The sequence below is a fragment of the Brachybacterium sp. 107 genome (assembly GCF_052379725.1).
Lineage (GTDB): Bacteria > Actinomycetota > Actinomycetes > Actinomycetales > Dermabacteraceae > Brachybacterium.
Window position 1 is genome coordinate 291647 of sequence record NZ_JBQSYW010000002.1, and the last position, 22113, is coordinate 313759.

A 22113-nucleotide genomic window follows, 5' to 3' on the forward strand; every position below is an offset into this window, starting at 1 on the left:
GAGGAGGTGAAGAGACACGTACGCGCATGGATGACGGCCGACGTCGCCGAGGGCACCGACGTGGCCCTGCTGATCGCGGTCTCCGATGCCCCTGCCCGGCAGGAGTCCCTGACCGTGGTCGCCGGTGGCCGCGAGCACCCGAGCACGGAGACCCGCGACCGTTTCGGCAGCAGGATGCACCTGGTCACCGGTCTGCCGGAGGGGCGGGTCGAGATCACCTACGAGGCCCACGACGTCACGGCCGCCCGGACTCCCAGCGCGAGCGAGGCCGACGCGGTGCTGCATCTGCGGCCCTCGCGCTACTGCGAGGTCGACGAGTTCACGAAGATCGCGGAGGAGGTCCTCGACGGGCGCACCGGGAACGCGGCGGTCGACGCGGTCGTGCAGTGGGTGCACGAGCATCTCGACTACGTGCCCGGATCCAGCACGATCACGGACTCCGCGAGGAGCACCTACGTCTCGCGCCAGGGCGTGTGCCGGGACTACGCCCATCTCACGGCCACGCTCCTGCGTGCGGGCGGGATACCCGCCCGCTGCTCCTCCGTCTATGCGCCCGGGCTCAGTCCGATGGACTTCCATCTGGTGGTCGAGGCGATGGTCGACGAGGCCTGGACGGTCGTGGACTCCACCCATCTCGCCCCGCGGAGCTCGATGGTGCGCATCGCGACCGGGCAGGACGCCGCGGACACGGCGTTCATGACCACCCTGGCCGGGAACGTCGTGCTCACCGGCATCCAGGTCACTGCCGTGGCCGACCCGGACCTTCCTGTCGAGGTCATCGGCGCGGCAGTCGCTCTGCGCTGACCTGTCGACGGGGTCGACGGATCAGTGGTGGCTCAGCCCTGTGCGGGCGGCTCCTGCTCGTCCGGTGTCTCGTCCGGACCGGCCGGTCCGTCCTCGGGCGTGTCCTCGATCGTCCCGTCCTCGGCGATCCCCGCCAGGTAGCGCTCGACCTCAGCCGCGATGTCATCGGCGGTCGGGACCTCGGCGGTGGCCCCCGAGGTGATCATCCGGTCGTAGCGCTGCTCGAGACCGGAGACCATCTCCTGCAGCTGCTCCTGCGAGGCGATCTGGGCGGCGACGGCCTCGCGCACCGGCGCGGCCAGCGCTTCGAGCCCCTCGACGGGGATCATCGGACCCTTCTCCTGGCCGATCGCGGCGAGCAGCGCGATCGCGGCGTCGGGATAGGACATCTCGTGGAGGTACTGCGGCACGTGGACCACGAGCCCGACGACGTCGTGGCCGGCGTCGGCCAGCCGCAGCGTCAGGAGCGCCGTGAACGGGGCGCGGAGGCGGAAGGTGCCCGGCATCGTGCGACGGACCTCGATGGAGTCCGGATCGCCCGCGAAGCGCGTCACCGGCAGCTCGCGGGTATGGGGGACCGGTGCGGGGAAGCCCTGCACGAGCAGGGTCCGCTCGATGCCCAGCTGCTCGACGATGATCCGCAGGGACGTCGCGACCCGCTCCCACTGGAAGGACGGCTCCGGTCCGGTGAGCAGGAAGAACGGTTCGCCCTCGGGGTCGGTGACCTCGTGCAGCAGGATCTCGGGCTTCTCGTAGCCGTCGAAGTGATCGAGCTCGAGGGTGACCTCGGGGCGGTGGCCCGCGTAGTCGTACACCTGGTCCATGTCCAGGCGCCCGACGATGCGGCTGGGGAGGGTGTTGAGCAGATGGTCGTCGATGAGGTCCTGGGCGTTCCCGGCATCGGTGAACGCTCCGAGGCTCACCACGAGGGTGCGTCCGTGCAGCGAGCGCGAGTCGACGTGGCGCTCGTAGCTGAACAGGGTCGTCGGATCCATGGTGACCTCCAGGCAGACGGGCCGCAGGCAGGAGCGGCGAGGGTGACGCATTCTTCAACGACCTGCGGTGGAGGACTATTCCCCGGCTCGAGCAGAGGGGTCAGGTGAGCAGCGCCACAGAATCCGCCGCAAGGCGCACGGCGAGAGCTCCGGTGACGAGGAGGAACACGATCCGCACGAACCGCGAGCCGAGTCGGAGCGCGAGGCGGGCCCCGAGGAAGCCGCCGAGCACGTTGGCCACGGCCATGACCCCGCCGAGCACCCACCACACCTCGCCCTGCAGCCCGAACACCAGCAGCGCCCCGATGTTCGTGGTGAGGTTCGCGAGCTTCGCGTGCACGCTGGCCTCGAGGAACCCGTACCCGAGCAGCGCCACCATCGCGATGATGAAGAAGCTGCCGGTGCCGGGACCGAGCATTCCGTCGTACACGCCGATCACGGCGCCGATCCCGCCGGAGCGCAGCATGTGGCCGCGCCCATGGTGGCGCGGCTCGTGCACGAGTCCCATCGCCGGGCGCAGCAGGGTATAGAGCCCCACGGCGATCAGGGCGACGAGCACGATGGGGGAGAGCCACGGCTTGGGGACGAACGTCGCCAGCCCCGCCCCGAGCGCGCTGCCCGCGAGGGCGCAGAGCACGAGGGGGATCGCGGTCGCCGCGATCGGCATGATCCGTCGGACGTAGGTCCAGGAGGACACCGCCGTGCCGGCGGCAGAGGCGAGCTTGTTCGTGCCCAGCACGGTCGACGTCGAGGTGTCGGCCGGGAGCGCGGTGAGCAGCGCCGGCAGCTGGATCAGCCCGCCGCCGCCGACGACGGCGTCCACCCAGCCCGCGACGAAGGCCGCGCCGACGAGCAGCACGAGGGTCAGCACGGAGAGCTCGAGGATCTGGTCGGTCAGCGGCACCGGACCAGTGAACACCGATGCCGCTCCCGTCGACGAATCCGGCGCCCCACTGTCAGAATGGCGGACATGGAGGCAGTGATCTGGGACCTGGGAGGCACCCTCCTGAACACCTATCCCGATGTGGACCGGGCACTGGCTGCGGTGATCAGCGCGGAGCCGGGGGAGAGCCTCCTCCAGGAGGTCGCGCAGCTGACACGGCGCTCGAGCGGCGAGGCGATCAGCACCCTCGCACGTCGCTACGACCTGCCCGAGCACGATCTCCGAACGGCCTATGACGGCACCAAGGCCCGCTGGGTCGACCACCCGCCGCCGGTCATGGACGGAGCGCGGGAGGTGCTGGCCGCCGTGCGCGCCGCCGGCGGGCTGAACCTGGTGGCGACGCATCGCGATCGCGACAGCGCCGAGGCTCTCCTGGCCTCCCTCGGACTGGCCGTGGACGACCTGGTCTGCGCGCCCGACGGATTCGCCCGGAAGCCGGATCCGGCCATGGTGCATGCGTTGCTCGAGCGGCATGATCTCGCGCCGGGGGAGTGCCTCGCCGTCGGCGATCGCCCGGCGGATGTCGCGGCGGCGCGGGCCGCGGGTGTGCGCGGGGTTCTCCTGCGGACTTCCGGTGTCGCGCTCGATGCCGGGAACGCGGGGCACATCGATCATCTCCCTGAGCTGCTCACGCTGCCGGACCGGTGACGGACGGCCATCCACGGGCCATACTGACGCCATGGCGATGATGCTCTCGGACCCGCCCGTCCCTGCCGACTGGGCACGTCACACCCCCACGAGCGACCCGGGGAGGTTCGCGACGCTGCTGGACGGCGTCGACCCGGACCCTGCGGCGATCGGGCCGGTGGTGCGCAACCTGCTCGCCCATTACCGCGCTCAGGCGGAGGATCTTCCCGCCACCAGCCGTCACGACGTGGACCTGCGCTGGGTGGAGGAGATGCTCGCCGTGGATCAGCAGCGCCACCCCGGGCTGGCCCTCTCCGCACCCCGGGAGATCGGCGAACGGCTCCAGGGCTGCTGCCGGGACCACACGCTGCTGGCCGTCTCGATCCTGCGCCATCACAGGGTGCCGACGCGCAGCCGGGTCGGCTTCGCCGACTACTTCCTGACCGACTGGCACAGCGACCACGTGGTGCTGGAGATGCACGACGGGAACCGCTGGCGACGCGTCGACACGGAGGTCGAGCAGGGGTCGGGGCTGCTGTCGGACCCGCTGGATCTGGAGACGGGCCCCGGTGCCCCGTTCCTCACCGCGGCGGAGGCGTTCCGTGCGCTGCGCGCGGGGACGCTCGATGCCGCCTCGTACGGTGTGGCCCCCGGACACCCTCTCAGCGGCGAGTCCTTCGTGCTGTCCGAGGTGTTCTGGGAAGTGGCCCATCGCTACGGCGACGAGATGCTGCTCTGGGACGGGTGGGGCGCGATTCCGGCGCCCGACGAGACCATGGGCGAGGAGCTGCTCACGGTGCTCGACGAGGTCGCCGAGCACCTGATCGCGGCCGATGCGGGGGACATGGCGGCGGAGCGCGGCCTCTATGAGCAGTACCTGCGCGACCCGCGGCTGCACCCCGGCACCGCTGTGCTGCAGTTCTCGCCGGTCGGCGACGGTCCGGTCACGGTCGCGCTGCGCTCCTGAGGCGCCGTCCTGAGGTGCGGGGCCTCCCGCGCTAGCCTGGACCCATGGCGATCATCTATCAGGCCGAGCTCACCCCGTCCAAGCCCGAGATCCTGCATCGTTTCCTCGAATCTCGCTCCTGGGGCGAGGCGGGTGAGCTCGAGGTGCTCGGTGCCTACCGCTTCGACGACCCCGCGGGCGAGGTCGGCATCGAGTGCCATCTGGTGCGCGCCGGCGACACGATCTATCACCTGCCGTTGGCCTATCGTGCCGAGCCCGTCGAGGGCGCGGAGGCGAGCCTCGTCGGCACCCTCCAGCATTCGGTGCTGGGGGAGCGCTACGTCTACGACGGGCTGGCCGATGACGTGGTCCTGGACTGCTTCCGGCGTGCGATCTGCGGCGAGCAGGAGCAGGCGGAGCTCGAGATCCATGCGCCCGACGGAGAGCACGTCGAGACCAGGCCCCAGAGTGTGACGCTCCGCCTCGAGGTCGACGAGGGCGAGGAGCCGCCGAGCGCCGACGAGCTGCTGGACGGCGAACCCTTCACGATCGCTCGCACCGTCGGCGGGCTCGACGGCACCGTGCGCCTCGTCGCCACCTGGGCCGACGGGAACGGCGTCATCGCGGCGTACTGAGTGCGTTCCGCCTGTCAGTCGGGACCTCGACAGGGGAGCCTGGAAGAGGGACTGTGCTGAGCCGTCCTTCCCTGACTTTACATAACGTACATTATCGGCGTTGCCGCAGGAGGGATTGCTGACCCCTTCCGGCCCTGCTCAGGGCGACTGCGACGGCTCTGGGCGCTGAAGGTCCGACCGCTGCGGCATCGCCGTGAATCCCGCCGACTCGTAGGTCGCGACCGCCGCGGTGTTCGCGCTGGGAGTGGCGACCAGTGCCCGCGACGCACCGAACTCGCGCAGCATCGCGACACCGGCGCGCGTGATCGCCGCGCCGTATCCGTGGCCGCGCTGCTCACGACCCACGCCCAGCGGCTCGATCAGCCCGGCCCGTCCCATGCCTGCCGTCCAGACCGTCGTCGCCGCGACGGCCGCGCCGTCGACGTCCAGCGCCAGCAGACAGCGTGATTTCCCAGCGCCCGTCGCGGTCCGCAGGGTGCGCCAGTGCTCCTCGGTGAACCGTGACCCGTCGAACGACTCCCGGTGCACCGTGGCGCGCATGCCCGCGAGCTCAGGGCCGACGACCTCGATGCGCAGGCCCGGATCCTCGACAGGCTCGGCCAGGTCCATCTCCAGCGGCGTCCAGACCTCGCCGGTCGTCCATCCGGCGGCTGTCAGCGCCTCTCGCAGCCGTACTCCGTTCGGAACCTCGAGGCTCGAGGGGCTGGCTCTCAGCACGCCTCTCCCCTGGTCAGCAAGACCTTGTACCAGTACAAGTGCGAGCTCATCGTCCTGCTGCACGGTCGGATCGATCGCCAGGCGCAGCAGCTCCGGTCCGTCGAGCATCCCGATCGCCAGGAGCTCGCCGTTCCGGCTCCAGGTGCGCACCGCCGCTGCGGTGGCGTCGGCTCCCAGCCGCAGGTGCCAGCCGATGTCCCCCCGGGTGCAGCTGCAGGGGTGCGCCCTCCCTCTGCCAGGTGGCGAGCGTGCTCACGACCTTCGTGAGCTCGTCGGCGCGCGGGGTGTTCGGAAGGGTCTGCATGCCACCGACTATCGACCTGCACGGATCGGCCGGCTCGACCAGGAGCTCAGACCGCGCCGGTGTGCGGGTTCGGGGTGCCGCTCCCCCGCCCTGCCAGGATGAAGAACGTCACCGAGATCATGCATCCCACGACCATCGTGATCGCCATGGGCAGCGACGAGTGGGTGCCGGCGATACCCACCAGCGGGGCGGCGATCGAGGCCGAGAAGGAGAAGCCCAGGCCCAGCATCGCCGAGCCGGTCCCGGCGAACTCGCGGGCCTGGTCCGAGGCCAGCGCGCCGCCGTTGCCGAAGATCATGCCCTGCGGCGCGACGGTGAAGAAGAACGCCGGCAGCACGATCCAGGCCGGGGTATCCAGGAACAGGCTCCCGATCAGCAGGGAGAAGCTCGCCAGCGACACGAGGACCAAGCCCACCCGGATGAGCTTGCGCGGGTGGATCGTGCGCGTCAGGCGGGCCGAGAGCAGCGAGAGCGCCATCATGCCGCAGGAGTTGATCGCGAAGCTCACCGAGTATTCCGTCGAGGTGAAGCCCAGCATCTCCTGGACCACGAAGGACGACGCCGACACGTACGCCATCAGGGCGAACGCCGAGAAGGCGTTGACCAGCATGTACGCGACGAAGGTGCGCCGGTGCAGCAGGGTGCGGACGTTGCGCAGGAAGGTGCGGAATCCTCCGGCATGGCGCCTGGAGACCGGCAACGACTCCGGGATCAGGAAGATCACCCCGATCAGCGAGATCAGGGACATCGCGGCGATGACCAGGAAGATCTCGCGCCACTGACCGAAGACCAGGATGATGCCGCCCAGCAGCGGCGCGACGATCGGGGCCACCCCGCCCACGCCCTGCATGATGTTCATGATCCGGAACAGCTCGGGGCCGTCGGTCAGATCGATGAGCACGGCGCGGCCCAGGACCATGCCGAAGCCGCCGCCGATCCCCTGGATCACGCGCAGCACCAGCAGGATCTCGGCCGACGGCGCCAGGGCGCAGCCGATCGAGGCCAGCAGGCACAGGATGATGCCGATCAGCAGCGGGGCGCGCCGGCCCATCCGGTCCGAGAGCGGGCCGGCGACGATCTGGCCGCTCGCGGTGCCGAGGAAGAACGCGGTGATGGTCAGCTGCATCCGCGACGCGGTGGTGCCGAGGTCGTCCGCCACCTCCGGGAAGGCGGGGATGTACATGTCGGTCGCCAGCGGACCGATCGCGCTGAGCGTGGTCAGCACGACGATCACCAGCACGGTGACCTTGCTGCGCGTGCGGCGCAGCTCCTCCTCCGTGGGAAGGTGCGCGAGGTCGTGGTCGGCGGGGTCCTCCATCACGGGGATGGCGCCGGTGATGGTGGGGATCGAACCGGTCTGGGTGGGGATCGACCCGGTGTAGGTCGGGAGGGAGCCGGTCTGCGTGGGGACGGAGCCGGTGGAGGTCAGGGGTTCGTCGCGGTGGTCATCGCGTCGGGGATCAGGTGCGGCGGGAGCCACGGGGGTCCTTTCAGGCGGTCATGGATCGAGCCGGGCGGATCACGCGGATCGCGCCCGACTCGATCGGACCATCCTAGGGACGTCGTGAGCGTTCACGGAAGGGGTGGTCCCGGATTGGGACGGGAAGGTCCGGGCTCAGGCGGTGGCCGCGTCGGCCAGTCGTGCCTGATAGGTCGGATCGGTGCGCTTGAGCCACCGGATCACGGCGGAGGTCACCGGGATCATCGCGTACTGCACCGCGACCTTGTAGACGAAGCCGAGGATCGTGTACTCGGCCCACTGCTCGAGGGTGGTGATGCCGATCGCGGTCGCGGCGATGGAGCAGAAGATGATCGTGTCCACCAGTTCGCCCAGGCCGCTCGAGGTGAACAGGCGGGCGACGAGGCCCCGCTCCCCCGTGCGCCGCTTCATGCGGCTGACCACCAGGGAGTTCAGGGTCTGCCCGGCGAGGAAGCCGGCCAGGCCGGCGAGCACCACGATCCAGACGGGCCCCAGGGCGAGCTCAAGGGCCTCCTGCTTGGCCAGGCCGTAGTCGTCCGGGAACGGCGGCAGGGCGATGATCACCTGATAGCAGATCGAGGCCAGGATGCTCACGGCGAAGGAGGTGAGGATCGCGCGGCGGGCGGCGCGCGGGCCGTACAGCTCGGTGACGATGTCTCCGAGCACGTAGGCGAGGGGGAAGAGGAAGAATCCGCCGTCGGTGAGGATCTCGAAGCCGGTGCCGGGAACCGTCCCGAAGCTGACGCCCTTCGCTGCGCCGATCCCGGACAGCACGACCACGGTGACCATGGCGGCGAGGAGGATGTCGAAGTGAGAGGTTCCCCGGTCGGCGTAGACGGCGCCGGCCGGGCCTCCAGAGGTCGGAGCGGTGCGCGGGGTGGATGTTCTGGGTGTGTTCACCGGGGCAGGTTACACAGTGTGCCGGGCATGCCGAGGGCCGGGCCCCCGTCGGCGTGACGAGGACCCGGCCCTTCGCGGATCGCGCGGCGCGCGGTCGGCTCAGATGCCGATCGCGTGGTAGTCCGCATCGGCGACGAAGCTCTCGAACTGGGACTCGGAGCCGTGCCAGAGGTTCGAGTCCCCGGCGAAGGGGCCCGAATCGGAGTACTGCCAGATCTCGTGGGCCCACCAGCGGCCTGGGAGGGTGGTCGGTGCGCTGCTGCTGTACGACGCGAGGAACAGCGGGGAGTTGACCGGGGTCCAGTCCCCCACCACGTCGTTCCACCAGTGCAGGCTCGTGTAGAGGACCGGACGGCGTCCGACGCTGTCGCGGTAGCGGTTCGAGAACGCCATGATCCAGTCCCGCATCTCCTGCTGGCTCAACCCGTAGTCCCGGGGCAGGCCCGAGTAGGACTCGAGGTCGAGCATGCCCGGCAAGGTGATGCCGTCATCGGACCATCCCCCGCCGTTGTTGAGGAAGAAGTCGACCTGCTCCTCGGGGCCGCCGGAATCGGGCCGGGCGAAGTGGTAGCCGCCGCGGACCATGCCCGCAGCGCCGGCTCCGCTGTACTGCTGGTTGAAGGCCGGGCTGCGGTACGAACGGCCTTCGGTGGCCTTGACATAGGCGAAGCGGGAGCCGAGCTCGACCTGCGCGGCCCAGTCGACCTCTCCCTGCCAGCCGGAGACGTCCTGGCCGTAGAGGCCGGCGGCGTTCGCGGCCGGGGCCATCACGGCGGCGGTGCCCGTGCTCAGCGCCGCAGCGCCCAGGACACCCCCTCGCAGGACGGAGCGTCGTGAGGCGCCGGGGGCGGAGTCGGGTGCGGTGTCGGGGCCGGGAGGAGGGGCGAGATGGCGTGCACGGTAGGGACGCATACGTGTCTCCTGGGGAAGAGGGAAGCACAGTGCGACGGACGCCACACCACGCCCACCGTACGCAGAGACGCCTTTTTCTGGGGGGGGCGACACCTTTCCATTGCGGCGTGTCGCGACGAAACGGGCACGGCGGACGATCGGCGTGATCAGTGCGCGCGGGGCTCCACGAAGGCACGCAGCGTGCCCAGGATCGTGGTCGCAGCGAGCTCGGTGACGTCGCGGCCGTCCATCTGCTCCCGCACCATGAGATCGACGAAGACTCCCACCAGCAGCTGGGCGAGGTCCTCGGGAGGCAGGAGGGGGCGATCGCCGTTCTCCTCCATGTGCGCACTGAGCAGCTTGCCGATCTGGTCGCGCAGGCGTTCGCGCTGCACGGCCAGCTCCGCCCGCATCGTCTCGTCGCGCAGAGAGCGCGCGATGGCGTCGGAGTAGAGCAGGTACCACTGGCGGCCGAAGGGTCGGATCCCCTCGAACACCGCGACCATGATCGTGGCGTCGTCGATCTGGGAGAGGCTCCCAGCGGCGCTCCCGCCGGCGTGGGCGGCGGTGAGCGCGGAGGCCACGGACGTGTTCGCGATCTCGAGCATCTCCTCGGTGACCGAGGCGAACAGTGCCGAGAAGACCTCCTCCTTGGTGGAGAAGTTCGAGTAGAAGGCGCCGCGGGTGAACCCGGCGGCCCGCACGAGGTCGTCGACCGTTGCGCCGTCGATGCCCTTCTCGACGAAGACGTCGAGGGAGGCCCGTACCAGCTTGGTGCGGGTGTTCTCCTTGCGCCGGGTGCTCGCGGACTCGGGCAGCGGTTCGAACAGATCGGTCATGGCTCCTCGGTGGCTCAGGCGCGTCGGTCGGGGCGGTGGGGTGGTCAAGATCTCACGGTTCCCCGTCATCGTGCCCTGCCCTCGCGTGACTCCCCAGTATGCCATCGATACACTGTTGTATCGAATACGGGATCGTCGTGGATACGCGAGTGCATCGTCTCTCATGGTCCGTGGGCCCGACCATTCGTCGCTCATCCGCTGTGCCCGCCCTGGAGGTCGCGTGTCCTCGTCCCTGTACCGACTCGGCCTGCTCATGGCCTCCCTGCGCTGGAAGATCATCGCGGTCTGGGTGATCCTGCTGGTCGCCCTCGGCGGTCTCGCCGTGGGCCTCGGCGGCACGTTCTCCTCGGACATCGAGATCCCCGGCACCGAGGGGCAGCGCGGCATCGACAACCTCGCCAACCGGTTCCCCGAGATGGGCGGCGCCTCCGGTCAGGTCGTCCTGCTCTCCGAGGACGGCGCCGACATCGACGCGCACCGCGACGAGATCGATGACCTCATGGGACGGATCGCCGAGGTGGACGGCGTGGCAGCGGCCCCCTCCCCCTTCGACGACGTCTCCCCCGGCACCCGCAGCGACGACGACTCGGCGATCATCGCCCAGTTCCAGATGGACGGTCAGGTCGGAGCCTTCCCCGCGGGCTCTCTCGAGAAGATCGAGGAGCTCGTCGACGCCGCCGACTCTGCCGACGGCGCGGATCTCAGCGCGAACATCGGCGGCCAGGTGCTGCAGAGCTCCGAGGTGCCCTTCGGCGTCGGCGAGGTCGTCGGCCTCCTCATCGCTCTGCTGATCCTCGCGATCGTCTTCCGCTCGTTCGTCCCCGCCGTCATCCCGATCGTCACCGCCATCGTCGGCGTCGGCATCTCGATGCTCGCCGTGATGGCGCTCGCCGCCGGGGTCGAGATCCCGTCGGTCACGACCGCTCTGGGCGCGATGCTCGGCCTCGCCGTCGGCATCGACTACGCCCTGTTCATCCTGTCCCGCCATCGCGACCAGCTGAGCGCCGGGGAGGACGTGCGCGAATCCATCGGACGGGCGCTGGCCACCTCCGGCAGCGCCGTCATCTTCGCCGGCCTCACGGTGATCGTGGCTCTGGTGGGCCTGTTCGTCACCGGCATCCCGTTCCTGACCATCATGGGCGTCGCGGCCGCCGCGACGGTCGCTCTCTCGGTGGTCGTGGCGCTGACGATGCTGCCCGCCATCATGGGCGTGCTCGGCGAGCGGCTGCGGCCCCGGAAGATCCGCGCCCTGATGGCGCAGAACGACGGGGTGCTGCCCGAGCCGGATCCCGAGCAGCCCCGTCGGCGCTCGTTCGGCACCTTCTGGGTGCGGCTGGTCACGAAGGTCCCGGCGCTCACGATCCTGCTCGTCGTGCTCGGCGTCGGCGCTCTCGCGATCCCGATCAAGGACCTCGAGCTCGCGCTGCCCGACCTGGGCACGGAGCAGCCGGGGACGCCCGCGCGCGACACCTACGATCTGGTCGCCGAGGAGTTCGGGCCCGGATACAACGGTCCCCTGCTTCTGACCGCCGACATCATCAACACCACCGACCCGCTCGGCGTGGTCGAGGATCTGAAGGCCGACGTGAAGGGCCTGGACCACGTCAAGGAGATCCAGATGGCGACCCCCAACCGGGGCGCCGACCTGGCCGTCGTGGTCGTGATCCCCGATGGCGGACCCACCGACCAGTCGACCAAGGACCTCGTGCACGAGCTGCGCGACAGCGCGGCGACCTGGGAGGACGAGTACTCGATCTCCGACGTCACCGTCACCGGCGCGACCGCCGTCGGCATCGACGTCACCGACAAGCTGTCCAAGGCCCTCCTCCCCTTCGGGATCTTCGTGGTCGGACTCTCCCTCATCCTGCTCGCGATGGTGTTCCGCTCCGTGTGGGTGCCGCTCAAGGCGTCGCTGGGCTACCTGCTCTCGGTGGCGGCCGCCTTCGGCGTCACCGCGATGGTGTTCGAGTACGGCTGGTTCAACGCCCCGCTGTCCGTGAGCGTCAACGGGCCCGTCGTCGCCTTCATGCCGATCATGGTCATGGGTGTGCTCTTCGGCCTCGCGATGGATTACGAGGTCTTCCTCGTCTCTCGGATGCGCGAGGAGTTCACCCGCACCGGGGACGCCCGGGCGTCCATCGAGAAGGGCTTCACCGCGAGCGCCCCCGTAGTGGTCGCCGCCGCGCTGATCATGGTCTCCGTCTTCGCCGGCTTCGTGACCTCCGGCTGGTTCATGCTGCAGCCGATCGCCGTGGGCCTGGCCGTCGGCGTGCTCGTGGACGCCTTCGTGGTGCGCATGACGCTGGTCCCGGCGGTCCTCGCACTGCTGGGTTCGCATGCCTGGTGGCTGCCCGGCTGGCTGGACCGCGCCCTGCCCAAGGTCGACGTCGAGGGTGAGGGCCTCCACGCGGTCCTCGAGCACCGGCACTGGACCCAGGAGCACGGCGCCCACGCGCTGCGCCTCCAGGACGCCGTCGCTCCGCTGGTCGGGGAGAAGGGCACCATCGGCCCGCTCACCGGAGCCGTCGCCCCGGGCTCGCTGCTCGTGGTGCGCTGCGCCGACGACGCCGCCCGGGCAGCCTTCCTCGCCCTCGCCGCCGGTCGCCTCGAGCCCGAGTCCGGCCTCCTGGCCGTCCACGACCGCCTCGCCCCGGACGACCTCGGAGCCATCCAGGGCCGCGCCCACTGGATCTCCGCCGGATCCGACGTCGCCGCCCGGCTGCGCGAGATCCCCGGTCGCCGCCTGTCCACCGCCGTGATCGTCGTCGAACGGCTCGAGGACCTCGCCCACAGTGCCACGAGCATCGACGACACCCTCGTCGAGCGGCTCGACGCTCTGCTGGAGAGGGGTGCCACGCTCGTCGTGGGCTCTCGTCGACCTGACGTCTCCGACGCCGAACGTCTGCTCCAGGACTCGCTGCGCGACCCTCGCCGCCTCCTGGCCCTCGCCGTCCAGCGCTCCACCGCCTCCGTTCCCGAAGGAGCCCTCGCATGACCCGCCTGACCCATCCCCGCACCCTGATCGTGGTGCTCCTGCTGCCCCTGCTGGTGGTCGGTGCCGGACTGTGGGCGCTCAGCGATCGTGTGGACCGGCTCGACACCGTGCCGGCCGCCGTGGTCAACCTCGACGACGGCGCCGAGATCACCGACGCCGACGGGAAGACCCAGACGGTGCCCTTCGGGCGCCTGCTCGCCGGGTCACTCACCCAGCCCGGCACCGTCGAGGACGCCGATGCCCCGGAGACGACCGGTTTCGACTGGCAGCTGACCTCCGCCGACGACGCGGAGCAGGGACTCGCGGACGGCTCCTACTCCGCCGTGGTCGTGATCCCGGAGGACTTCTCCGCGGAGCTCACCACCATCGGGACCACGGAGGCCGCCCCGGCGATCCTCCAGGTCGCCACCAACGACGCGAGCGGGCAGATCAACGCGCTGGTCGGCACCGCGGTCGCCGATGCCGCCGCCGCGACGACCGGCGGGCAGATGGCGAAGCAGTACCTCGACGGCCTCTACCTGGGCTTCAACGACCTCCACGACGGCTTCTCCGACGCCGCCGACGGCGCCGACCAGCTCGCCGAGGGCACCACGGAGCTCGAGGACGGCACGCAGGGCCTCGCCGACGGCAGCCGCGAGCTGGCCGACGGCGCCACCCTGGCCGCCGACGGCGCTGACGAGTTCTCCGGCGGGGTCTGGAGCCTCGCCGACGGCACCCGGCAGTCGGCCGACGGCTCCCGGCAGCTCGCCGACGGCCTCGACCAGCTGGCCACCGGCACCGATGACGCCGCAGTGGGCGGCGGCGACCTCGCGACCGGTCTCGACCAGCTCGCCACCGGCGCGGAGGACCTCTCCACCGGTGTGGCCGGCCTGCAGACCGGCATGAACGGCACCGATGCCGAACCCGGGATCCTCGACGGCGCGCAGCAGCTGGCCGCGGGCGTCGAGGGGGACGGCACGGCCGAGAACCCCGGTCTGGTCGCCGGCTCCGACCAGCTCGCCACCGGCGTCGAGGACTTCGCCGACGGCGTCTCCCAGGCCGGTGCCGCCGTCTCGGGCGACGGCACCGAGCAGAGCCCCGGGCTGGTCCCGACCGCGCAGAGCGTGGCCGACGGCGCGGTCGAGCTCGGCGACGGCGCCCAGCAGGCCGCGGACGGCCTCGACGGCTCCGCGGAGCAGCCCGGTCTCGTCCAGGGCGCCGACGGCGTCGTGCAGTACGCGGACGGGCTCCAGGGCATCCTCGACGGGGACGGCAGCGCCGAGAACCCCGGGATGCGCGAGCTCGCCACCCAGATGGATGCCACCGCCGACGCCCTGCTCGCGGAGGATCCCGAGGATCCCACCGCGCTCGCCATGAAGCAGCAGGTCGCCGGGATGCAGGGCTACGTCGACGGGGTCGGGACCACGCTCGAGGGTGACGGCACCGCCGAGAACCCGGGCCTGGTCCCCACCGCCCAGGGCGTCGGGGAGGGCGCGGGCGCCGCCGCCGACGGGGTCCAGCAGATCGCCGACGGCCTCCAGGGCACACCGGACCAGCCGGGCCTGGTCCAGGGCACCCAGGGCGTGGTCGCCTACGCCGAAGGTGTGGAGACGGCGTTCACCGGGGACGGCAGCGCCGAGAACCCCGGCCTGGTCGCCGGCGCGGACCAGCTCGCCACCGGCGCCCGAGCCAGCGCCGACGGCGCCGGCTCTCTGGTGACCGGGGTGACCGGTCTGCGCGACGGCCTCGAGCAGTACGCCGGCGGCGTCGACCAGCTCGCCGACGGGGCCGACGACCTCGCCACCGGCGCACGGGCCAGCGCCGACGGCGCCGGGGACCTCGCGACCGGGCTCGACGACCTGGCCGCCGGCACTCGCACCTCTGCCGACGGCGCCGGAGATCTCGCCGACGGCAACGACCAGCTCGCCGACGGCGCCACCGAGCTGGGCACCGGTGCGGACCAGCTCGCCTCCGGCAGCGACGACCTCGCCACGGGCACGAGCGACCTCGCCGATGGCAGCGACGAGCTCGCCTCCGGGACCACCGAGCTGGCCGACGGCACCGATGACCTCGCGACCGGCCTGCGCGACGGCGCCGACGGGGTCCCCACCTACACCGAGTCCGAGCGGACCCGCATGGCCGAGATGGCGTCGAATCCGGTTCAGACCGAGGCGACGCGGCAGAACGAGGCCAACGGTGCGTCCACCGCGACCTTCCCCTTCGTCGCGGCGCTCGCGCTGTGGCTGGGCGCGTTCGCGAGCTTCCTGCTGCTGCCGGCCCTGTCCCGGCGTCTGCTGGACCGGGCCGTGCCGATGGGCCGGGTCGTGCTGCGCTCCCTGGCGCCCGCGCTGCTCATCGCGGTGGTGCAGACCATCGCGGTGCTCACGGTGCTCGCCGTCGTGGGCATCTCCCCGGTGTCCCCGCTGACGGTGGGCGTGGTCGCCCTCGCGGGCGCCGCGATGTTCGCCGCCCTGCACCAGGCGCTGATCACCGTGCTGGGCGTACGCATCGGCCGCATCATCTCGATCGTGCTGATGGTGCTGCAGGTGGTGACCCTGGTGGGCATCCTGCCGCTCGCGACCGCTCCCCCGCTGCTGCAGTCCGTCAGCGCCCTGCTGCCGCTGCCGATCGTCACCCAGGGGCTCGTGCACGCGGCCCTCGGCGGCTCGCTCGTGTCGACCTCGAGCACGCTGCTGGCGATCCTCGCGTGGGGTGCGATCTCGCTGGTGGTGACTCTGGTGTCCTCCCGCTCGGCCCGCCGCGCGGACCTCTCCCCCGAGCGGATGCCGACGGGCACGGTGCCCTCGGCCGCCTGATGTCCTCCCTGCTCACTGGAAGTCCCTGGACCGGCCCGCCGCGGCCAGGTCCAGGGACACGACGTCGTCGGCCACGAGGTTCACCGCCCCGCTGCGGTTCTCCACGATCCCTCGCAGCACGATCGCCCGGGCAGTGCGCAGCAGGGGCCGGTGGCGCACCCAGAACCCCTGCGAGCACACCACGTTGAGGATCCCGGTCTCGTCCTCGAGGCTGAGGAAGGTGACGTTCCCGGCCGTCGCCGGCCGCTGCCGGTGGGTGATCACCCCGCCCACCCGGATCCGGCTGGAGTCCTCCGCCTCCCGGGTGCCCTGGATCGAGAGGACCCCCGCGGCCGCCAGCTCCTCGCGCAGCAGCGCCATGGGGTGATCGTCCAGGGTGATCCCGGTGGCCCAGGCGTCGGCGGTCGCGAGCTCCGCATCGCTCATCCCCGGCAGCGTCGGGGCCTGCGCGCCCACGGCGAGGTGCGGCAGCGTGTCCGGGGACTCCTGGGCCGCGGCCCCCGCGGCCCACAGCGCCTGCCGCCGCGAGGACGCGAGCGCATCCAGCGCCCCGGCCGTCGCCAGCGCCTCGAGCTGGCGGGCGCTCAGCCGCACCCGTCGGGCGAGATCCGGGACCGAGACGAAGGGACCGCCCCGCTCGCGCTCGGCGATGATCCCGTCGGCCGTCTCCGTGCTGATCCCGCGCACCTGGTCCAGACCCAGCCGGATCGCCGGACCCCGCGCGGCCGCCTCCCCCTGGACCTGCTCGCGCGGCGGATCCACGCGGTAGCCGGTGTGCTCCTCGTCGGTCTCCAGATCGGTGCAGGCGCGGCTCCTCAGCACGTCCGGACCGCGGGTGAGCACCCCATGCCGCCGTGCATCCGCGACGAGCGACTGCGGTGAGTAGAAGCCCATCGGCTGGGCGCGCAGCAGCGCCGCGGTGAACGCCGCCGGGTAGTGGCACTTCAGGTACGAGCTCGCGTAGACCAGGTAGGCGAAGGAGTAGGCGTGGGACTCGGGGAAGCCGTAGTTCGCGAAGGCGAGCAGCTTGCGGTGGACCGCGTCGGCGTCCTCCCCCGTGATGCCGTGGTTCGCCATCCCGGTGAACAGCGCGTCGGAGAGCTCGAGCATCTTCTGGGTGGAGCGCTTGGAGCCCATCGCCCGACGCAGCTGGTCCGCCTGGGCGGGGCTGAAGTCGGCGACGTCGACCACCATCTGCATCAGCTGCTCCTGGAACAGCGGGATCCCCAGGGTGCGGCCCAGGGACTTCTCCAGCAGCGGGTGGAGGAAGGTGACCGCCTCCTCCTTGTTCCGGCGGCGGATGTAGGGGTGCACGGATCCGCCCTGGATGGGCCCGGGCCGGATCAGCGCGACCTCCACCACCAGGTCGTAGAACACGCGCGGCCGCAGCCGGGGCAGGGTGGAGATCTGCGCGCGGGACTCCACCTGGAACACGCCCACGCTGTCCCCCTCGCACAGCATGTCGTAGACGGCCGGATCCTCCTGCGGCAGGGTGCGCAGCTCGAAGTGCTGCCCGTGATGCTCGGCGACGATCGTCAATGCATGGTCCAGGGCGGTGAGCATCCCCAGCCCCAGCAGGTCGAACTTCACCAGGCCGGCGTCGGCGCAGTCCTCCTTGTCCCACTGCAGCACGCTGCGGTCCGCCATCGCCGCCCACTGCACCGGGCACACCTCGATCACCGGACGGTCGCACAGCACCATGCCGCCGGAGTGGATGCCCAGGTGCCGCGGGGCGTCCCGCAGCTGCTTCGCGAGGTCGACCACGTCGGCGGGGACGTCCGCGTCGGCGAGCGAGGAGAAGGACCGTTCCATCCGCTTGGAGAAGGCGTCCTGCGCGCCGGGGTCGTAGCCGAGCGCCCGGGCGGCGTCGCGCACCGCGAGCTTGGCCCGGTAGGTGATGACGTTGGCGACCTGCGCGGCGTTCTCCCGCCCGTAGCGGGCGTAGACGTGCTGGATCACCTCCTCGCGCCGGTCCGAGGCGATGTCGATGTCGATGTCCGGCGGGCCGTCGCGCTCCGGGGCGAGGAAGCGTTCGAACAGCAGATCGTGGCCGACGGGCTCGACCGCCGTGATCCCCAGCGCGTAGCAGACGGCGCTGTTCGCGGCCGAGCCGCGCCCCTGGGCGAGGATCCCCTCCCCGGCGCAGAAGTCGACGATCTCGTGGACGATGAGGAAGTAGCCGGGGAAGTGCAGGTCGATGATGACCTTCAGCTCATGGTCGATCTGCGCCCAGGCCCCGGGGATCTGCTCGGGCCGTCCCGGGGCGGGCCGCGGCCCGTAGCGCTCACGGCCCTCGATCTCCACCAGCTCCACCAGCCAGCTCGCCTCGTCGTGCCCGGTGGGCACCGGGAAGGGCGGCAGGTCCGGGGCCAGCAGGCGCAGGTCCAGCGCGCAGTCCCGGCCCAGCCTCGCGGCCGCGGCGATCGCGCCGGGATAGCGCGGCAGCAGCTGGGCCATCTCCTCCCCGCTGCGCAGGTGCGCGGGCCGGGAGGACAGGTACGGGTCGGCATCGACCAGGGGCACCCCGGCGCGCAGGGCGGCATGGGTGTCGGCCAGGCGCTTGTCGGCCGGTCGCGCGTAGTGCGCGTTCGTCGTCGCCACGAGCGGCAGGGAGATCTCGTCCAGGCCGTGGTCCTCGCGCACCAGGCGGGCGCCCTGGGCGAGGGCGTCGTGGAGCTCGTCGGCCTCTCCCCCGCCGCCGGCGACCAGCTCGACCGCGACGTTCCCGACCCCGAACAGGTCCAGCAGGCGGGCGATGGCGCCCGCCGCGGCCTGGGCGGCGGCCTCGAGGTCCCCGTCGGCCAGATGCGCGGCCGCCGCCCGGGTCACGGACCCTTTGCGGCAGCCGGTGAGGATCTGCCAGCGACCCTCGCGGGCGAGGCGGGAGAGCTCCGCGAGCCGGTAGCGCGGCACCGCCTTCTCCCCGCTGTCGAGGTGGGCGCGGGCGATCGCGGCGGAGAGCTGCCGGTACCCGTCCGTATCGCGCACCAGCACCAGCAGGTGCTCGCCCTCGGGATCGGGGATGCCGGTGCGGGGCGCGGAGATGACCGGGGTGGCGCTCGCGGCATCGGCCCCCGGTTCGAGCCCGAGGGTGAGCTCGGCCCCGAACACGGTGTCGATGCCCGCCTCCCCCGCCGCGCGGGCGAAGCGCACCGCCCCGGGCAGGCCGTCGTGGTCCACCAGGGTGATCGCACCCAGTCCCAGGCGGGCGGCCTGCTCCACCATGTCCTCGGGGCTCGAGGCGCCGTCGAGGAAGCTGAAGTGCGAGTGGGCGTGCAGCTCGGCGTAGTCGACGGTGCGCGCCGGCCGGTAGGCGTCGTCGGCGACCTTCCCGGTGTGCTCGACGATGATCGGCGGGGCGACCAGCTCGGCGGGACGGTCCGAGAGGATCGCCTCGATGTCCTTCCACGCGGGTGGGCCCAGGAACCAGCCGGCCATCAGCGTCTCCTCCTCGTCATGTCTCCCCTAGTCATAGAGCCCCTCCAGCGTCCAGCTCCCGGTCCGGGACAGCGCCAGGACCGCGGTTTCCTCATCGCTCGCGCCGCGCACCACCAGCTGCAGCCGGGCGGAGCGGGCGCCCTGCGGCGTCCACCACCGCTCGTCGATCACGGTGGGCGCGCCATGGGCGAGCACCGGATGCGAGGAGCCGGCGCGCAGGCCGAGACGCTGCAGGACCGGGGCCCCGGGCGCGAGGACCAGCAGCCGCGCCGGCGCGGCGCTCAGCAGACCCCGGGCGGTGACCACCACGGGCCTCCCGTCGGCGTCCTCGAGGGTCACCGGCGGCGGGTCCCGGAACACGGTGGTGGGCACCGGCCGCGGCAGGGAGCCGGGCCAGGGCCCGGGGTGGGAGGCCGGTTTCTCGCTGCGCCACGGCACGAGCACCATCTCGTCGGCCAGCAGTCGCCCGCCGACGTGGACGGGGACCTGGACGGCGTCCTCCCCCGCCAGGCCCTGCGCCCGGGCGAAGGCGCGCGAGGCCCGCACGGCGGCCTCTCCGGCGCTGCCCCACAGGGCCGGGGCGCTCTCGCCCGCCGGGGCGAGCTGCAGCGGGTGCAGGCCGATCCGGGTGATCGCTCCGGTCGAGGGACCGCCGAGCCGCGAACGGGTGATCCAGCCGTCGCACTGCCAGCGGATCCGGTCCACGACATCGGCCACCGTGAGCGCGCCGTCGTGCCGCCAGGTGCGCTCCATCTCCTCGCCGCCCTCGGTGCGGGCCACGATCCGCAGCCGGGTGCACACCAGGCCGTTCGCGACGAGCATCGTGTGCAGCTCCTCGGCCAGCGGGCGCGCGATGAAGGCCGCCTGGTCGGTGCGCACCAGCGGGGTCTCCAGCGTGGTCTCGGCCAGGATCGGCTGGGTGGGATGGTGCGTGGCGGGCGGGGCGGGCTCGTCGCCGCGGGCCAGCAGGTGCAAGGTGGAGACATCGGGACCGAAGCGGTCCGCGACCGCGGCCGACGGGAGCGCGGCCAGATCCCCCAGGGTGGTGATCCCCAGGCGCTGCAGCAGGTCGACGGTCTCGGCGAGGTCCAGTCGGCGTTCGGGGCGCTGCGCCGACGGCTGCCCGCGATGCCCCCAGCCGGGGCCGACGGGGGCGCTGCGCAGCGTCGTGATCGGATGCGGGGAGAGGTAGTCGGCGCTGCGCCCCTCCCGCACGATCCGTCCCGGCGGGGAGGCGAGCAGCGCGGCGAAGGGCCCGTCGGCGATCCCCACGGAGCAGTCCCAGCCGGTGAGCTCGGCGACCGCGTCCAGGATCCGCTCGGCCAGCTTCTCCTCCCCGCCCTGGTGGCGGGCCGGTCCGCGGGCCGACATCAGCAGCACTCCGGGGCGCAGCACGTCGACCCCGGCGGCGATCGTGTCCACCGCGGCCGCGACCAGCTCGAACAGGGCCGATTCGTTCTCCCTGTCCGCCTCCAGCACGAGCGCCTCGGGGCAGGCTGCGCGCGCGGCACGGCGCTTCATGCCGGGCAGCGCGCCGGCCTCCCGCGCGGCGGCGCTCGTGTGCGTGACGCGATGCTGGTCGAGCAGGATCACGGGGACGACGACCGGATCGATCACGGCGGGTCCGCCCTCGGGGCTCTCCTCGACCAGCCGACGCTGATGCCGGTCCAGCGCGGCCAGCAGCGGCCAGTCCGGGACGGTGACGGCGATCGTGCGGGTTGCTGTGCTGGCGGTGCTTGCGGTGCTGGTACTGGCGTCGGTGCGAGTGTCGAGGGTCATCACCCGGCCCTCCGCACCGGTTCGAGCAGGCGCACCGGGGTCGGGACAGCCTGGCCCTCGGACCGGCTGCGCTGCTGCGGCGCTGCCGCGATCATGCCGCCGACCTGTGGCAGCAGCACCTCGACCTCCCGTTGCCCGGCGATCCCCCGGCCGCTCGCGACGACCTCGAGACGCCGGGTGCGCAGCCGTCCCGAGCCTGCGCCGAGACCGGTCCAGCGCAGCGTCGTGGAGCGCAGGGTGAGATCGGCGCGTCCGGGCGGGACGGCGGCGAGGACCAGGGTGTCGGCGGTGCGGGCGCGACCCAGCAGGCTGCGCCACAGCGCGGGGGCGAGATCGAGATCAGGACCGAGCACGAGCACGTCGACGCCGTCTGCCAGGGCGGAGAGCACCTGGGGGCGCTGCTCGCCGTGCGCGGGCACATGGGCGAGACGGCAGGGATCCAGACCGGCATCGACCGCGGAGCGCAGCCCCAGATCGGGCATGCCCGCGATCGCGCACCAGGAGTCCTCCCCCGCCGCCGCGACCGCGAGGGACAGCAGCAGCGACGTGCTGGCGGCGCCCGTGATCGCGACGGAGCTTCCCGCCCGCAGGCTGCCCCGGGGGAACAGCCCGGCAAGCGGCCCGGGCACCGGCACCCGGGTGCCCATCCCGTCGTCGGCGAGGCCCTGCTCTGCCTGTTCCGTCGTTGCTGTCTGTGCTGTCTGTGTTGCCGGTGTCGTCGCGGTGCGCAGGGCTGTGCGGTCGATCCGCCCTCCCCACCGGGAGGCGCTGCGCTCAGCGGCACCCAGGGTGGCGCGGGCCAGCGCGAGGCGATCCTCGCGGTTCGCGGGCTCGGCCTCGCGAGAAGCCGCCTGCAGACGCATGCTCACTGATCCACCTCCATCCCGCTCTGTCCCGGCCGGGAACTGCGCATTGCTTCTAATCGAACATCTGTTCGAACTCTACGCCTGGCCGTGAAGGGCGAGTCAAGCCCTGCAGGTCGTGACTTCGAACGTACGTACGGAGTGTGCGGGAGGGGTGGGACA

General features: G+C 71.9%; 16 protein-coding genes. 6 read left to right on the top strand and 10 right to left on the bottom strand.

Features of this window, described 5'->3' with window-relative positions:
- Nucleotides 1-6 precede the first annotated feature (6 nt).
- Nucleotides 7-804 (top strand): transglutaminase-like domain-containing protein, encoded by a 798-nt coding sequence (locus tag ACT3UL_RS03820; protein ID WP_444576822.1) that lies wholly within the window; start codon nucleotides 7-9, stop codon nucleotides 802-804.
- Nucleotides 805-836: 32 nt separating this feature from the next.
- Here ACT3UL_RS03820 and ACT3UL_RS03825 read toward each other — a convergent pair whose 3' ends face one another.
- Together ACT3UL_RS03825 and ACT3UL_RS03830 are read right to left on the bottom strand one after the other, a co-directional pair.
- Nucleotides 837-1799, bottom strand: a complete 963-nt coding sequence (locus ACT3UL_RS03825) for a PAC2 family protein (protein WP_444576823.1) — start codon at nucleotides 1797-1799, stop codon at nucleotides 837-839.
- A gap of 100 nt (nucleotides 1800-1899) precedes the next feature.
- A complete protein-coding gene (locus ACT3UL_RS03830) occupies nucleotides 1900-2703 on the bottom strand; it encodes a TSUP family transporter (protein WP_444576824.1) in 804 nt (267 codons plus the stop codon).
- Nucleotides 2704-2769: 66 nt separating this feature from the next.
- Between ACT3UL_RS03830 and ACT3UL_RS03835 the strand changes: the two genes are divergently transcribed.
- Genes ACT3UL_RS03835 through ACT3UL_RS03845 form a run of 3 tightly spaced genes read left to right on the top strand, consistent with a single transcriptional unit; the run spans nucleotide 2770 to nucleotide 4950 of the window.
- Nucleotides 2770-3390 carry an HAD-IA family hydrolase gene (locus ACT3UL_RS03835; protein WP_444576825.1) on the top strand — a complete coding sequence of 207 codons (621 nt, stop codon included), beginning with the start codon at nucleotides 2770-2772 and terminating at the stop codon, nucleotides 3388-3390.
- Nucleotides 3391-3421: 31 nt separating this feature from the next.
- Nucleotides 3422-4336, top strand: coding sequence for a hypothetical protein (locus ACT3UL_RS03840; protein ID WP_444576826.1), 915 nt, complete (start codon nucleotides 3422-3424; stop codon nucleotides 4334-4336).
- Between the two features lie 44 nt (nucleotides 4337-4380).
- Nucleotides 4381-4950 carry a maltokinase N-terminal cap-like domain-containing protein gene (locus ACT3UL_RS03845; protein ID WP_444576827.1) on the top strand — a complete coding sequence of 190 codons (570 nt, stop codon included), beginning with the start codon at nucleotides 4381-4383 and terminating at the stop codon, nucleotides 4948-4950.
- Nucleotides 4951-5088: 138 nt separating this feature from the next.
- Here the strand turns inward: ACT3UL_RS03845 and ACT3UL_RS03850 are convergent, their stop codons facing one another.
- The 5 genes from ACT3UL_RS03850 to ACT3UL_RS03870 form a co-directional block, all read right to left on the bottom strand.
- Complete coding sequence (locus tag ACT3UL_RS03850) at nucleotides 5089-5817, bottom strand: GNAT family N-acetyltransferase (RefSeq protein WP_444576828.1); 729 nt, start codon at nucleotides 5815-5817, stop codon at nucleotides 5089-5091.
- 200 nt (nucleotides 5818-6017) lie between these two features.
- Nucleotides 6018-7451: a multidrug effflux MFS transporter gene (locus tag ACT3UL_RS03855; RefSeq protein WP_444576829.1), complete on the bottom strand. Its 1434-nt coding sequence runs from the start codon at nucleotides 7449-7451 to the stop codon at nucleotides 6018-6020.
- A gap of 135 nt (nucleotides 7452-7586) precedes the next feature.
- Entirely contained in the window at nucleotides 7587-8351 is a 765-nt protein-coding gene (locus ACT3UL_RS03860; protein WP_444576830.1) for a queuosine precursor transporter, read from the bottom strand.
- Between the two features lie 99 nt (nucleotides 8352-8450).
- Nucleotides 8451-9263 (bottom strand): GH25 family lysozyme, encoded by an 813-nt coding sequence (locus ACT3UL_RS03865; protein WP_444576831.1) that lies wholly within the window; start codon nucleotides 9261-9263, stop codon nucleotides 8451-8453.
- A gap of 146 nt (nucleotides 9264-9409) precedes the next feature.
- Nucleotides 9410-10081: a TetR/AcrR family transcriptional regulator gene (locus tag ACT3UL_RS03870; RefSeq protein ID WP_444576832.1), complete on the bottom strand. Its 672-nt coding sequence runs from the start codon at nucleotides 10079-10081 to the stop codon at nucleotides 9410-9412.
- A 220-nt stretch (nucleotides 10082-10301) separates the two neighbouring features.
- Between ACT3UL_RS03870 and ACT3UL_RS03875 the strand changes: the two genes are divergently transcribed.
- On the top strand, nucleotides 10302-13076 hold the full coding sequence (locus tag ACT3UL_RS03875) for an MMPL family transporter (protein WP_444576833.1): 2775 nt from the start codon (nucleotides 10302-10304) through the stop codon (nucleotides 13074-13076).
- Nucleotides 13073-15871 carry a YhgE/Pip family protein gene (locus ACT3UL_RS03880; RefSeq protein ID WP_444576834.1) on the top strand — a complete coding sequence of 933 codons (2799 nt, stop codon included), beginning with the start codon at nucleotides 13073-13075 and terminating at the stop codon, nucleotides 15869-15871. The genes ACT3UL_RS03875 and ACT3UL_RS03880 overlap by 4 nt, the downstream gene beginning before the upstream one ends.
- Before the next feature lie 12 nt (nucleotides 15872-15883).
- Here the strand turns inward: ACT3UL_RS03880 and ACT3UL_RS03885 are convergent, their stop codons facing one another.
- From ACT3UL_RS03885 to ACT3UL_RS03895, 3 genes are read right to left on the bottom strand one after another with little or no spacing between them, the layout of a single operon-like run.
- Entirely contained in the window at nucleotides 15884-19309 is a 3426-nt protein-coding gene (locus tag ACT3UL_RS03885; protein ID WP_444576835.1) for an error-prone DNA polymerase, read from the bottom strand.
- A gap of 27 nt (nucleotides 19310-19336) precedes the next feature.
- Nucleotides 19337-21088, bottom strand: a complete 1752-nt coding sequence (locus tag ACT3UL_RS03890; protein ID WP_444576836.1) for a DNA polymerase Y family protein — start codon at nucleotides 21086-21088, stop codon at nucleotides 19337-19339.
- Nucleotides 21088-21951 (bottom strand): hypothetical protein, encoded by an 864-nt coding sequence (locus tag ACT3UL_RS03895; protein ID WP_444576980.1) that lies wholly within the window; start codon nucleotides 21949-21951, stop codon nucleotides 21088-21090. The genes ACT3UL_RS03890 and ACT3UL_RS03895 overlap by 1 nt, the downstream gene beginning before the upstream one ends.
- Nucleotides 21952-22113 lie beyond the last annotated feature (162 nt).

Coding starts and splice junctions, on each gene's coding strand:
- ACT3UL_RS03890 (WP_444576836.1), bottom strand. CDS start 21,088: ATGACCCTCGACACTCGCACCGACGCCAGTACCAGCACCGCAAGCACC.
- ACT3UL_RS03845 (WP_444576827.1), top strand. CDS start 4,381: ATGGCGATCATCTATCAGGCCGAGCTCACCCCGTCCAAGCCCGAGATC.
- ACT3UL_RS03825 (WP_444576823.1), bottom strand. CDS start 1,799: ATGGATCCGACGACCCTGTTCAGCTACGAGCGCCACGTCGACTCGCGC.
- ACT3UL_RS03840 (WP_444576826.1), top strand. CDS start 3,422: ATGGCGATGATGCTCTCGGACCCGCCCGTCCCTGCCGACTGGGCACGT.
- ACT3UL_RS03870 (WP_444576832.1), bottom strand. CDS start 10,081: ATGACCGATCTGTTCGAACCGCTGCCCGAGTCCGCGAGCACCCGGCGC.
- ACT3UL_RS03885 (WP_444576835.1), bottom strand. CDS start 19,309: ATGGCCGGCTGGTTCCTGGGCCCACCCGCGTGGAAGGACATCGAGGCG.
- ACT3UL_RS03865 (WP_444576831.1), bottom strand. CDS start 9,263: ATGCGTCCCTACCGTGCACGCCATCTCGCCCCTCCTCCCGGCCCCGAC.
- ACT3UL_RS03880 (WP_444576834.1), top strand. CDS start 13,073: ATGACCCGCCTGACCCATCCCCGCACCCTGATCGTGGTGCTCCTGCTG.
- ACT3UL_RS03895 (WP_444576980.1), bottom strand. CDS start 21,951: ATGCGTCTGCAGGCGGCTTCTCGCGAGGCCGAGCCCGCGAACCGCGAG.
- ACT3UL_RS03835 (WP_444576825.1), top strand. CDS start 2,770: ATGGAGGCAGTGATCTGGGACCTGGGAGGCACCCTCCTGAACACCTAT.